Below are 12,976 nucleotides of genomic sequence, written 5' to 3'. Positions count from 1 at the left end.
AGGCGTGGAGGCCGCAGCGCCCGGGCGCACCGTCGCACGGACGCTGACCCCTGCCCTGTTCCGCCTGGCCGTCCTGGTGGGGCTCATGGTCACGGTCGCGATCCTCGGGGTGCTGCTCTCCACCCGCGCGGTCAACACCCTCACCGAGGAGCTGCAGCCGGCGGCGGCGGCCAACCAGGACGTCCTGCTGGACCTCACGGCGATGGAAGGAGCCGTGGCCAACTACGCCCGCAGCGGTGACCCCACGGCCCTCGACGAGTACGAGCAGGTCCTGGCCCGGCTCCCCGCTGACCAGCGCGAGGTCCGCGCGTACGCCGAGGGCGACCCGGGCCTGCGCGTCCTGGTCGCCCAGCAGGAAGCGGCGGTCGAGGAGTGGTTGACCCGCTACGCCCAGCTGCGGGTGGCCCAGCCGGGCGGGCCCGAGACCTTCCAGCCGCGCCGCTACCGGACCGGCCAGGTGCTGTTCAACGAGGTGCTGGAGTCGCACCGCGCCACGGCCGCCGCGTTCGGCGACCGGGTTCGCCAGGCCAGCACGGACGCCTCCTGGCGGCTGCGGGCCACGGTCGGCGCGATCGCGCTGCTGGCCCTCCTGGCCTGGCTGGTCGTGACCCGCTCGCGCGCCCAGATGCTGCGCGACGTGTCGGACCCGCTGGTCGAGCTCGAGCGCGTCGTGACCCAGATGGCCAAGGACCCTTCCCTGCGGGCCCGCCCGGTCGGCCCGCGCGAGCTGCGCTCGGTCGTGGAGGCGCTCAACGCGCTGGCCGACGCGCAGGGGCGGGCGCTGGCCGTCGAGTCGAGGATCCAGTCGTCGCTGCGGACCCTCGACACCGCCAAGGACGACTTCGTCTCCAACGTCTCCCACGAGCTGCGCACGCCGCTGACGACCATCAGCGGCTACCTCGAGGTCGTCGCCGAGGAGTTCGAGGACGTGATGTCGCCGCGGCACGAGCGGATCCTCGAGGCCAGCCGCCGCAACGTGGCCCGGCTCAAGGCGCTGATCGACGACCTGCTGACCCTGTCCAAGGCCGAGACCCGGCACACCGACCTGGAGTCCGCAGACCTGGTGCCGCTGGTGCGCGACGCGGTCACCGACGTGCGCATCACCGCTGCCGGCCGGGGCATCACGGTGCGACTGGACGCGCCGACCACGCCGGTGCTGGTGCTGGCGGACCGGGCGATGCTCGGGCGGGCGCTGCTCAACGTGCTCTCCAACGCCGTGAAGTTCAGCCTCGACGACACCACGGTCGAGGTCGAGGTCACCGCCGGTGCCGCGCACGCCGTCGTCCGCGTGCGCGACCACGGCATCGGCATCCCCGCCGCGGAGCTGGAACGGCTCGGCACCCGGTTCTTCCGTGCCTCCAACGCCGTGACCAACGAGATCGCGGGCACCGGCCTGGGGATCCGGATCGTGCAGACCATCGTCGACCGGCACGCCGGTGAGCTCCGCATCGAGTCCGAGGAGGGGCGGGGGACCACCGTGGCGATGCGGTTCCCCCTGCTCGGGGACACCCCGGCACCCGCCCCCGGCGGGGTCCCGGTCGAGGAGCCGACCGGGCAGCCCGTCGAGGAGCCGACCGAGGAGCCGACCGAGCAGCCCGAGCAGGAGCCGGCCAGCCGGAATTAGGGCAGGGGCCGGGACGTTGGGCATGATGTCCTGGCTCGATCCCGGTTCACGCCACCACCCAGGTAGGGCGACCCGGGGTCATCGACGAGAGGAAGACCCATGAAGAAGGACATCCACCCGGAGTACGTCGAGACCCAGGTCTCCTGCGCCTGCGGCGCCACGTTCACCACCCGCAGCACCGCGACCTCGGGCGTCATCAAGTCCGACGTCTGCTCGCAGTGCCACCCGTTCTACACCGGCAAGCAGAAGATCCTCGACACCGGCGGCCGCGTCGCCCGCTTCGAGGCCCGCTACGCCAAGGCTGCCAAGAAGTAGCTCCGTCCGAGCGCCGGTCCACCCCGCCACAGGCTGGGAGGGCCGGCGCTCGTGCTGTCCCCACCCGATCCCCACTCACCGCACCACCACCCGAGGAGCACCGCGTGTTCGAGGCCGTCGAGGGGATGCTCGTCGAGCACGGTGAGCTCGAGCAGCAGCTCGCCCAGCCCGAGACCCACGCCGACGCACGGCTGGCCAAGCGGCTCAACCAGCGCTACGCCGCCCTCTCGGCCATCATCGACACCTGGCGCGAGCACCGGGCGCTGGTGGAGGACGTCGAGGCCGCGCGCGAGCTGGCCGCCGAGGACCCGGCCTTCGCCGAGGAGGTCGAGGCCCTGGCCGAGCGTCGCGCGACGACCGAGGAGCGGCTGCGCCGCCTGCTGGTGCCCCGTGACCCGGCCGACGAGAAGGACGCGCTGCTGGAGGTGAAGTCCGGGGAGGGCGGCGAGGAGTCCGCGCTCTTCGCGGGGGACCTGCTGCGCATGTACACCCGGTACGCCGAGCAGCGCGGCTGGTCCGTCGAGGTGCTCGACGCCACCGAGTCCGACCTGGGCGGCTACAAGTCGGTGACGGTGGCCGTGAAGGCCAAGGGCACTCCCGCTCCCGGTGAGGCGCCGTACGCGCTGCTGAAGTTCGAGGGCGGCGTGCACCGGGTCCAGCGGGTCCCGGTGACGGAGTCCCAGGGGCGGGTCCACACGAGCGCCGCCGGCGTCCTGGTGCTCCCGGAGGCCGAGCAGGTCGACGTCAGCGTCGACGAGAACGACCTGCGCATCGACGTCTTCCGCTCCAGCGGCCCCGGTGGGCAGAGCGTCAACACCACCGACTCGGCGGTCAGGATCACCCACGTGCCCTCGGGGATCGTCGTCTCCTGCCAGAACGAGAAGTCCCAGCTGCAGAACAAGGAGCAGGCGATGCGCATCCTGCGCGCGCGTCTGCTGGCCGTCGCCCAGGAGGAGGCCGAGGCCGCCGCCGGGGAGGCCCGGCGCAGCCAGGTCCGCACGGTCGACCGCTCCGAGCGGATCCGCACCTACAACTTCCCGGAGAACCGCATCTCCGACCACCGCACCGGCTACAAGTCCTACAACCTCGACCAGGTCCTCGACGGCGCCCTGGAGCCGGTGCTCGCCTCGTGCGTGGACGCCGACATGGCCGCGCGCCTGGCCGCGCTCGAGGACTGAGGTGGCCCCGCCCGTCGGGCGTCGCGCGCTGCTCGTCGACGCCACGGCACGCCTGGCTTCCGGGGGAGTGGCCAGCCCGGACTCCGACGCCGCGACCCTGCTGGCCCACGTCCTCGGCACGTCCCGCGGCGGTCTCGCGCTGGTCGCGGAGGTCACCGACGAGCAGGCGGCGGCGTACGACGTCCTGGTGACGCGCCGGGCCTCCCGCGAGCCCCTGCAGCACCTCACGGGCTCCGCGGGCTTCCGGCACGTCGAGCTCGCCGTCGGTCCGGGTGTGTTCGTCCCACGCCCCGAGACCGAGCTGCTCGCAGGGTGGGCGGTGGAGCAGGCCTCGTCCCTGGCCGCACCGGTCGTGGTCGACCTGTGCACCGGCTCGGGCGCGATCGCCGCGGCGGTGGCCGACGAGGTGCCGCACGCCCGCGTCCACGCCGTCGAGCTGAGCCCCGAGGCGCACGCCTACGCCGAGCGCAACCTCGCCGGCACAGGGGTCGACCTACGACTGGGCAACGCGTTCGAGGCGTTCGACGACCTGCTCGGCGTCGTCGACGTGCTCGTCTGCAACCCGCCCTACGTGCCGCTGGAGTCGTGGGAGTCGGTGGCGGTCGAGGCGCGCGACCACGACCCGCACCTGGCGCTCTTCTCGGGTCAGGACGGCCTCGACGCGATCCGCCTCCTGGCGGTCCGCGGCGCCGCGCTGCTGCGACCCGGAGGCGTCCTCGGCGTCGAGCACGCCGACGTCCAGGGCGAGAGCGTGCCCGCCGTGCTGGCCGCCACCGGCCGCTGGCACGAGGTGCGCGACCACGCGGACCTGGCCGGTCGCGCACGGTTCACCACGGCCCGACTGGCACGATGACCCCCATGGAGCGCTACACGACCCAGGGCGAGGACGACCGGGAGAGCGCGGTCGAGGCAGCTGCCCTGGCCCTGCAGCGTGGTGGTCTCGCGGTGGTGCCGACGGACACCGTCTACGGGATCGCCGCGGACGCCTTCGACCCGGCCGCCGTCCGAGCCCTGCTGGCCGCCAAGGGGCGTGGACGTGAGATGCCGCCGCCGGTGCTGGTCTCGGCCGCCACGACGCTCGACGCCCTGGCCGTGCGGGTGCCCGGCTACGCCCGTGCGCTCGTCGACGAGTTCTGGCCCGGTCCGCTGACCCTCGTCTGCCACCAGCAGACCTCCCTGCAGTGGGACCTGGGGGAGACCCGCGGCACCGTCGCCGTCCGGATGCCCGACCACGACCTCACGCGCGAGATCCTCGAGCGCACCGGACCGCTGGCGGTCTCCTCGGCGAACAAGACCGGGATGCCCGCGGCGACCGACGCCGACCAGGCCGAGGAGATGCTCGGCGAGGACGTCGACGTCATCGTCGACGACGGCGAGTCGCCCGGGGGAGAGGCCTCCACGATCGTGGACGTGACCGGCACCCAGGGCCGGGTGCTGCGCCTGGGCGCGTTGTCGCTGGAGCGGCTCAACGAGGTGCTCGAGCCCCTGGGCGCGACGCTGGTGCTCGAGGGCGAGCCGCCGAGCGCGGGCGACGACCCCGCAAACACTGGGCCCGACGGCACGAGCCCCGACGACCAGGACCCGGGGCCGCGCGCCGACAGCGAGGCCTGAGGGCGTGCGCGAGTACGTCGTCGTCTTCCTGGTGGCCATGGCGGTCACCTACCTGCTCACCGTCATCGCCCGCGAGATCGCGCTGCGGACCGGTGCGGTCGCACGCGTGCGCGACCGCGACGTGCACGACGAGCCGATCCCCTACCTCGGGGGTCTGGCGATGCTCGGCGGCCTGGTGTCGGCGTACCTCGTGGCCCGTGAGCTGCCCTTCCTCTCCACCGCGGGCGACGTGGTCTTCCGCGACGCCGGGGTGGTCATCGGCGCCGGGGCGCTGATCTGTGCGGTCGGGGTGCTCGACGACCTCTTCGAGCTCGATGCCCTGACCAAGCTCGGCGGTCAGCTGCTGGCCGCGGGATTCCTGGTGGCCTTCGGCGTGCAGTTCTACTTCTTCACCGTCCCGGGCGGCGAGATCTTCTCCCTCGACCCGAGGCAGGCCGCCCTGCTCACCGGGTTCCTGGTGATCGCCACCATCAACGCGGTGAACTTCGTCGACGGCCTCGACGGCCTCGCCGCGGGCGTCGTCGGGATCGGCGCAGGGGCCTTCTTCCTGTTCTGCTACCAGCTGACGGCCATCAACAACACCTCGCGCGCGACCACAGCGGCGCTGCTCACCGTGGCGCTGGCGGGGGCCTGCGCGGGGTTCCTGCCGCACAACATCAACCCGGCCCGGCTGTTCATGGGCGACTCCGGGTCGATGCTCATCGGGCTGGTCCTCTCCGCGGGGGCCATCACCCTCACGGGGCAGTTCAACGAGGTCGACCTCTCGCAGGGCAGCGGCTCGGGTGGGGACGCCAGCCTGGTCCTGCTGCTGCCCATCCTGCTGCCGGTGGCGATCCTCGTGGTCCCCCTGCTCGATCTGGTCCTGGCCGTGGTGCGCCGGACCAGGGCGGGCCGCTCGCCCTTCGCCCCCGACAAGCAGCACCTGCACCACCGGCTGCTGGAGATCGGGCACTCCCAGCGCCGCGCCGTCTTCATCATGTGGTTGTGGGCGGCACTGGTCGCCTTCGGCACCGTGCTGGTGAGCCTCTACTCCGGTCCGGTCGTGGTGGCCGGTGTCGCCGTGGCGACCGTGGCCACGGTCGCGCTCACCTTCCTGCTCCCGCGGCTGCACCGGCCCGCGGTCTTGAACGATCCAGTTGCCGAGGCGCCCGAGCGCTTGTGATAGTTTTCACGAGCGTTACAGCCCTGCCCCTCCCAGCAGAGAACGGCCGCCGATGACCCCCGCGACGACCGCGTCCCCGCGCCGCCCGCACGCCGTGCTCCTGCACGGCGCCGTCGGTGCCGCCGCGCTGGTCCCCGGGCTCATGGTCGCCGGCGCAGGCTGGTGGGCGTCGGGCAGCGACGCGGCCCTCGCCGCCGCCTTCGGCGCGCTGGCGGTCCTGGGCATCCTGCTCTTCGGCTCCACGGCCGTGGACCTGGTGGCCGGTCTCATGCCGGGCGCGTCACTGGGCGTGGCTCTCATGACCTACGCCCTGCAGCTCGTGCTCCTGGTGGCCGTCCTGCTCGCCGCCTCCGAGGCCGAGCTCTTCGCGGACCTGGCCGAGCGCCGCTGGCTCTTCGGCGGCCTGCTCGCGGTGATGCTGGGCTGGATGGTCGGCCAGGTCGTCGCCGCGGTCCGCGTCCGGATCCCCGTCTACGACCTGCCCCAGCAGGGCCCCGCAGCGGCCGCCACGACCCCCGCCGACCACTCGCCCGAGGCGGTGCGGCGATGAGTGCCACCGACTGCTATCGTCCGCTTCGCGATGGCTCCCGACGACTCTCGGTACGACACGAGCCAGCCGTCCCAGGATCCCTGGCGGGCCTTCAGCTACCTCGTGGCGGGCGTCCTGCTCTACGGCGTCCTCGGCTGGCTGGCCGACCGGTGGCTCGGGACCTCGTTCCTGGTGGCGGTCGGCATCCTGCTGGGTGCGGGCCTCGGGATGTACATGGTGTTCAAGACGTTCGGCGCCCCTCCGGCAGACTCCGGGGGAGAGCAGTGACGCAGACGACGAAGGAGACCCGGCGTTGATCGACCTCGCCACCGTCCTACTGCCGTTGGCCGAAGGCGGCGGCTTCGAGCCGCCGGGCCCGTCCGTCTTCGAGTACCCGCCGCTGTTCGGCGGGGTCACGAAGTCGATGCTGCAGCTGGCGCTGTCCGTGGTCCTGATCGCGGGCGTGACCTACCTGATGGCGCGCCGCGCCGCGATCGTCCCCGGTCGCCTGCAGTACGCCGGCGAGATCGCCTACGGCGGGGTCCGCAACAGCATCGCCCGCGAGATCATCGGCACCGAGCACTACCTGAAGTTCGTGCCCTACCTCTTCGCGCTGTTCATGTTCGTGGCGGTGAACAACTACTTCGGCATCGTCCCGCTGATCCAGCTGCCGACGTTCTCGCGCTCCGGCTACGCCTACGGCCTGGCGATCCTGACCTGGCTGCTCTACAACGGCGCCGGCATCTGGAAGCACGGCCTCATCGGCTACCTCAAGCACACCTGCATCCCCGCGGGCGTGAAGGGCCCGGTGCTCCTGCTCATCGTGCCGCTGGAGTTCCTCTCCAACATCCTGGTCCGGCCGGTCACCCTGGCGCTGCGTCTGTTCGCCAACATGTTCGCCGGCCACCTGCTGCTGGTCCTCTTCGCCGTCGGCGGTGAGTACCTCATCATCGAGTCGCCCTCGCTGGTCAACGTCTTCGGTGGTGTCCTGGCCTGGGTCATGTTCTTCGCCGTCTCGGTGCTCGAGCTCCTGGTGATGTTCCTGCAGGCCTACGTCTTCACGCTGCTGACGGCCATGTACGTCGGTGGCGCCCTCGCCGACGAGCACTGAGCACCCGCTCGGCGCTCCGGGGCGACCCCGGTTCCCACAACTGAATAACCCGCGGTGCTGGACAACGCAGCACCGCACGACAGCAGTTCCGCCAAAACGACGCCGCCGGCGTCAGACGAAAGGAAAAGCCGTGACTGGCTCCCTCAACATGCTCGGGTACGGCATCGCGACGATCGGCCCGGCGATCGCGGTGGGTCTCATCTTCGCCGCCTACATCAACGGCGTCGCCCGTCAGCCCGAGGCGCAGGGTCGCCTGCAGTCGATCGCGATCCTCGGCTTCGCGCTCGCCGAGGCGCTCGCGATCATCGGCATCGCGCTCGCGTTCGTCATCACCTGATCCGTCCGACGCTCCTTCCCACGTACTGAGGTGACTCATGGGTGATTCCATGCTGCGGGCGGCGGAACCCACCAACCCGCTGATCCCGCCGGTGATCGAGATCGTCCTCGGCGGGGCTTTCTTCCTGCTCCTGGTCGTCCTGATCTACAAGTTCGTCGCGCCCCGCTTCGAGCAGGCGTTCACCGAGCGGACTGCGGCCATCGAGGGCGGGATCGCCCAGGCGGAGACCAAGCAGGCCGAGGCAGACGCCAAGCTCGCCGAGCTCGAGCAGCGGCTCTCCGAGGCCCGTCACGAGGCCGCGCGCATCCGCGAGGAGGCCCGCGAGCAGGGTGCTGCGATCGTCGCCGAGATGCGCGAGCAGGCGCAGACCGAGGCGGCTCGCATCGTCGACCACGGCAAGACCCAGATCGAGGCGGAGCGCCAGCAGGCCGTCGCCTCGCTGCGTGCCGAGGTCGGCGCCCTCGCGACCGGCCTGGCCGGTCGGATCGTGGGCGAGAGCCTGGAGGACGAGGCCCGCCAGAGCCGCGTCGTCGAGCGCTTCCTCGCCGACCTCGAGGCCGGGACCCCGGGGGTCAACTGAGATGACCTCGGACTTCCGCGGAGCCTCGGCCGACGCCGTCGCCTCGCTCACCGGCGAGCTGGAGGCCTCGGTCTCCGGCTCGCCGGAGACCGCCACCCGGGTGGCCTCCGACCTGTTCTCGGTGGCCTCGACGCTGCGCACCGAGGGTGCGCTGCGCCGCTTCGCCACCGACGGGTCGATCCCGACCGAGGCCAAGACCGGCCTCGTCGGAGAGGTCCTCGGCGCCAAGGTCTCCGAGACCAGCCTCGGGCTGCTGCGCTCGGCGGTCTCGCGACGCTGGACGGTCGCGAGCGACCTGGCCCACGCGCTCGAGCACCTCAGCGTGGTCGCGACCGTGCGCTCGGTCCAGGCAGACGCCGACCGGCTGGCCGACGAGCTCTTCGCCTTCGGCCAGACCGTCAAGGCCGAGCCGTCGCTGCGTGACGCGCTCTCCGACCCGGCGCGCTCCATCGCCGACAAGGCCCGCTTCGTCGAGGACCTCCTCGGCGGCAAGGCCCTCCCGGCGACCGTCGTGCTGGCCACGCAGGCCCTGCACGGCACCTACCGCACCGTGGGCGCGGCCCTGGTCGAGTACCAGAAGGTCGCTGCTGCGGTGGCCGGCGAGAACGTCGCCACCGTGCGCGTCGCCCGGCCGCTCAGCGAGACCGAGGAGCGGCGCCTGGCCGACCTGCTGACCCGTCAGTACGGCCGGCCGGTCCACCTCAACACCGTGGTCGACCCCGAGGTCCTCGGTGGTGTCCGCGTCGAGATCGGTGACGACGTGATCGACGGGACGGTCTCGAGCCGGCTCGACGACGCGCGTCGTCTGCTCGCCGGCTGACCCCGGCCCCACCCCCTACTCCGCCCACAGGCACCGAGCACAAGAGAGAAGGCACCAGAATGACGGAGCTCTCCATCCGTCCGGACGAGATCCGCGACGCGCTGCAGAAGTACGTCGCCGACTACCAGCCCGACGCGGCGAGCCGCGAGGAGGTCGGCACCGTCGCCCAGGCGGCCGACGGCATCGCGCGCGTCAGCGGGCTGCCCTCGGCGATGGCCAACGAGCTGCTGGAGTTCGAGGACGGCACGCTGGGCATCGCCCTGAACCTCGACACCCGCGAGATCGGTGTCGTCGTCCTCGGTGACTTCGACAAGATCGAGGAGGGCCAGACGGTCCGCCGTACCGGCGAGATCCTCTCGGTGCCCGTGGGCGACGGCTTCATGGGTCGGGTCGTGGACCCGCTCGGCAAGCCGATCGACGGTCTCGGCGAGATCGCGTCGGAGGGTCGCCGTGCTCTCGAGCTCCAGGCCCCCAACGTGGTCCAGCGCAAGTCGGTGCACGAGCCCCTGGCCACCGGTATCAAGGCCATCGACTCGATGACCCCGATCGGTCGCGGCCAGCGCCAGCTCATCATCGGTGACCGCGCGACCGGCAAGACCACGATCGCGATCGACACGATCATCAACCAGCGCAAGAACTGGGAGTCCGGGGACCCGGACAAGCAGGTGCGCTGCATCTACGTCGCCATCGGCCAGAAGGGCTCGACCATCGCCTCGGTGCGTGGCGCCCTCGAGGAGGCCGGCGCGCTGGAGTACACCACCATCGTGGCCAGCCCGGCCTCGGACTCCGCGGGCTTCAAGTACCTCGCTCCCTACACCGGCTCGGCCATCGGCCAGCACTGGATGTACCAGGGCAAGCACGTCCTGATCGTCTTCGACGACCTGACCAAGCAGGCCGAGGCCTACCGCGCCGTGTCGCTGCTGCTGCGCCGCCCGCCGGGCCGCGAGGCGTACCCCGGTGACGTCTTCTACCTGCACAGCCGTCTCCTCGAGCGCTGCGCGAAGCTCTCGGACGAGCTCGGCGCGGGCTCGATGACCGGTCTGCCGATCATCGAGACCAAGGCCAACGACGTCTCGGCGTTCATCCCGACCAACGTCATCTCGATCACCGACGGCCAGATCTTCCTGCAGTCGGACCTCTTCGCCTCCAACCAGCGCCCCGCCATCGACGTGGGTGTCTCGGTCTCGCGCGTGGGTGGTGCGGCCATGACCAAGGCGATGAAGGCCGTCACCGGCTCGCTCAAGGTCGACCTGGCGCAGTTCCGCGCCATGGAGGCCTTCGCGATGTTCGCCTCCGACCTGGACGCGGCCTCGCGCCAGCAGCTGGACCGCGGTCAGCGCCTCATGGCGCTGCTCAAGCAGCCGGCCTACTCGCCCTACGCCCTGGAGGAGATGACCGTCTCCCTGTGGCTGGGCACCACCGGTCGCCTGGACCGCGTGCCCGTCGGTGACGTGCTGCGCTTCGAGCAGGAGTTCATCGACTACGTCAAGCGCAGCCACGAGGGCATCCTCGCCGGCATCCGCGAGACGACGAAGTTCGAGGACGAGGACGGCCTGGCGGCTGCCTACGACTCCTTCATCACCCAGTTCGAGACCTCCGACGGCGGCTCGATCAAGGCCGGTCACGAAGAGGCCGAGGCGATGGAGGACGACGAGCTCGGCCAGGAGCAGATCGTCAAGCAGAAGCGGGGCTGATCCAGATGGCCCTGTCAGTGCGTGAGTACCGCGCGCGGATCAAGTCGACGGAGTCGATGAAGAAGATCACGCGCGCCATGGAGCTCATCGCTGCGTCCCGCATCATCAAGGCGCAGCAGCGGGCCCAGGCCGCGGCGCCGTACGCCCGGGAGCTGACCCGTGCGGTGTCGGCGGTGGCGACGTTCTCCAACGTCGACCACCCGCTGACCAAGGAGGAGGAGGACCCGAAGCGGGCCGCCGTCCTCATCGTCACCAGCGACCGTGGTCTGGCCGGCGCCTACTCCAGCTCGGTCCTCAAGGAGGCCGAGCGGCTCTTCGAGCGCCTCCGCGAGGAGGGCAAGGAGATCGACGTCTACATCTGCGGGCGCAAGGGCGAGGCGTACTTCAAGTTCCGCCAGCGGCCGATCGTGCAGGCGTGGACCGGGTTCTCCGACCAGCCGCACTACGAGGTGGCTGCCGAGATCGGGTCGACGCTGATCGAGTCCTTCCTCAAGGAGCAGGGCGAGGAGGGTGACGTGGACGAGGTCCACGTCGTCTACACCCGCTTCGTCTCGATGCTCACCCAGGAGCCCACCGCGGTGCGGCTGCTGCCCCTGGAGGTCGTCGAGGGCACGGAGGCTCCCGAGGAGTCCGAGCTGCTCCCGCTCTACGAGTTCGAGCCCTCGGCCGAGGAGGTGCTGGACGGCCTGCTCCCGCAGTACGTCCAGTCCCGGATCTTCTTCTCCCTGCTGCAGGCGGCGGCCTCCGAGCTCGCCGCCCGCCAGAAGGCGATGAAGTCCGCCACGGACAACGCCGAAGAGCTGATCAAGAAGTACACCCGCATCGCCAACCAGGCCCGTCAGGCCGGCATCACCCAGGAAATCAGCGAGATCGTCGGTGGCGTCAACGCGCTGGCCGATGCCAACGCAGGCGCCGAGTAACGAAAGTAGTGACATGACTGCCACCCTTGAAGAGACCACCCAGGCCGGCGGTGCCAGCGTCGGTCGCATCGCGCGCGTCATCGGCCCGGTCGTCGACGTGGAGTTCCCCGTCGACGCGATGCCGGAGATGTACAACAAGCTGACCGCCGAGATCACCCTCGACGGCGAGACCACCACGATCGCCCTCGAGGTCGCCCAGCACATCGGTGACGGCATGGTCCGGGCGATCTCCCTGAAGCCGACCGACGGCCTGGTCCGCGGCGGTCAGGTGGTCGACACCGGCGAGCCGATCACGGTGCCCGTGGGCGACCAGACGCTCGGCAAGGTCTTCAACACCACCGGCGAGGTGCTCAACATGCCGGCGGGGGAGACCTTCGTGCCGCAGGAGCGGTGGGGCATCCACCGCAAGGCGCCGGCCTTCGACCAGCTGGAGTCCAAGACCCAGATGTTCGAGACCGGCATCAAGGTCATCGACCTGCTGACCCCCTACGTGCAGGGCGGCAAGATCGGCCTGTTCGGCGGCGCCGGCGTGGGCAAGACCGTGCTCATCCAGGAGATGATCGCGCGTGTGGCCCGCAACCACGGCGGTGTGTCGGTGTTCGCCGGTGTCGGCGAGCGCACCCGTGAGGGCAACGACCTCATGGTCGAGATGGAGGAGGCCGGCGTCCTCGGCCAGACCGCCCTGGTCTTCGGCCAGATGGACGAGCCGCCGGGCACCCGCCTGCGCGTCGCCCTGTCGGCCCTGACGATGGCGGAGTACTTCCGCGACGTCCAGGGCCAGGACGTGCTGCTGTTCATCGACAACATCTTCCGCTTCACTCAGGCCGGCTCCGAGGTCTCGACCCTGCTGGGTCGCATGCCCTCGGCCGTGGGCTACCAGCCGACGCTGGCCGACGAGATGGGCGAGCTGCAGGAGCGGATCACCTCGACCCGTGGCCGGTCGATCACCTCGATGCAGGCGATCTACGTGCCCGCCGACGACTACACCGACCCGGCGCCGTTCACGACGTTCACACACCTCGACGCGACCACCGAGCTGTCGCGCCAGATCGCGGCGCTCGGCATCTACCCCGCCGTCGACCCGCTCGCCTCGAC

The 12,976-nt window shown here is 71.1% G+C and carries 15 protein-coding genes; all 15 read left to right on the top strand.

The genetic code is table 11. The features are described from left to right. Nucleotides 1-4 precede the first annotated feature (4 nt). Nucleotides 5-1,624 carry an ATP-binding protein gene (locus Q1V71_RS04320; RefSeq protein ID WP_300641074.1) on the top strand — a complete coding sequence of 540 codons (1,620 nt, stop codon included), beginning with the start codon at nucleotides 5-7 and terminating at the stop codon, nucleotides 1,622-1,624. Nucleotides 1,625-1,723: 99 nt separating this feature from the next. Further along, nucleotides 1,724-1,939 carry a 50S ribosomal protein L31 gene (gene rpmE, locus Q1V71_RS04315; RefSeq protein ID WP_300641072.1) on the top strand — a complete coding sequence of 72 codons (216 nt, stop codon included), beginning with the start codon at nucleotides 1,724-1,726 and terminating at the stop codon, nucleotides 1,937-1,939. Nucleotides 1,940-2,043: 104 nt separating this feature from the next. Next, nucleotides 2,044-3,117, top strand: coding sequence for a peptide chain release factor 1 (gene prfA, locus Q1V71_RS04310; protein ID WP_300641070.1), 1,074 nt, complete (start codon nucleotides 2,044-2,046; stop codon nucleotides 3,115-3,117). Between the two features lies 1 nt (nucleotide 3,118). After that, complete coding sequence (prmC, locus tag Q1V71_RS04305) at nucleotides 3,119-3,970, top strand: peptide chain release factor N(5)-glutamine methyltransferase (protein WP_300641068.1); 852 nt, start codon at nucleotides 3,119-3,121, stop codon at nucleotides 3,968-3,970. Between the two features lie 5 nt (nucleotides 3,971-3,975). Beyond that, nucleotides 3,976-4,728 carry an L-threonylcarbamoyladenylate synthase gene (locus Q1V71_RS04300; protein WP_300641066.1) on the top strand — a complete coding sequence of 251 codons (753 nt, stop codon included), beginning with the start codon at nucleotides 3,976-3,978 and terminating at the stop codon, nucleotides 4,726-4,728. Nucleotides 4,729-4,732: 4 nt separating this feature from the next. Then, entirely contained in the window at nucleotides 4,733-5,890 is a 1,158-nt protein-coding gene (locus Q1V71_RS04295; RefSeq protein ID WP_300641064.1) for a glycosyltransferase family 4 protein, read from the top strand. Between the two features lie 52 nt (nucleotides 5,891-5,942). Then, nucleotides 5,943-6,440 (top strand): hypothetical protein, encoded by a 498-nt coding sequence (locus Q1V71_RS04290; protein ID WP_300641063.1) that lies wholly within the window; start codon nucleotides 5,943-5,945, stop codon nucleotides 6,438-6,440. A gap of 30 nt (nucleotides 6,441-6,470) precedes the next feature. Beyond that, nucleotides 6,471-6,707, top strand: coding sequence for an AtpZ/AtpI family protein (locus tag Q1V71_RS04285; RefSeq protein WP_300641061.1), 237 nt, complete (start codon nucleotides 6,471-6,473; stop codon nucleotides 6,705-6,707). Nucleotides 6,708-6,732: 25 nt separating this feature from the next. Continuing rightward, a complete protein-coding gene (gene atpB, locus Q1V71_RS04280) occupies nucleotides 6,733-7,530 on the top strand; it encodes a F0F1 ATP synthase subunit A (RefSeq protein ID WP_367280122.1) in 798 nt (265 codons plus the stop codon). Nucleotides 7,531-7,660: 130 nt separating this feature from the next. Then, nucleotides 7,661-7,867 carry an ATP synthase F0 subunit C gene (atpE, locus tag Q1V71_RS04275; RefSeq protein WP_300641059.1) on the top strand — a complete coding sequence of 69 codons (207 nt, stop codon included), beginning with the start codon at nucleotides 7,661-7,663 and terminating at the stop codon, nucleotides 7,865-7,867. Nucleotides 7,868-7,904: 37 nt separating this feature from the next. Continuing rightward, nucleotides 7,905-8,447 carry a F0F1 ATP synthase subunit B gene (locus tag Q1V71_RS04270; protein ID WP_300641057.1) on the top strand — a complete coding sequence of 181 codons (543 nt, stop codon included), beginning with the start codon at nucleotides 7,905-7,907 and terminating at the stop codon, nucleotides 8,445-8,447. 1 nt (nucleotide 8,448) lies between these two features. Continuing rightward, complete coding sequence (locus Q1V71_RS04265; protein WP_300641055.1) at nucleotides 8,449-9,267, top strand: F0F1 ATP synthase subunit delta; 819 nt, start codon at nucleotides 8,449-8,451, stop codon at nucleotides 9,265-9,267. Between the two features lie 59 nt (nucleotides 9,268-9,326). Then, nucleotides 9,327-10,961, top strand: coding sequence for a F0F1 ATP synthase subunit alpha (atpA, locus tag Q1V71_RS04260; RefSeq protein WP_300641053.1), 1,635 nt, complete (start codon nucleotides 9,327-9,329; stop codon nucleotides 10,959-10,961). Nucleotides 10,962-10,966: 5 nt separating this feature from the next. After that, entirely contained in the window at nucleotides 10,967-11,881 is a 915-nt protein-coding gene (locus tag Q1V71_RS04255; protein WP_300641052.1) for a F0F1 ATP synthase subunit gamma, read from the top strand. Nucleotides 11,882-11,894: 13 nt separating this feature from the next. Next, the coding region (atpD, locus tag Q1V71_RS04250) for a F0F1 ATP synthase subunit beta (protein ID WP_300641050.1) at nucleotides 11,895-12,976 on the top strand (1,082 nt) is incomplete at its 3' end.

The organism is Nocardioides sp. (assembly GCF_030149505.1).
In the GTDB taxonomy this organism is placed as follows: Bacteria; Actinomycetota; Actinomycetes; order Propionibacteriales; family Nocardioidaceae; genus Nocardioides.
This window is presented reverse-complemented; position numbering and strand designations above follow the sequence as displayed.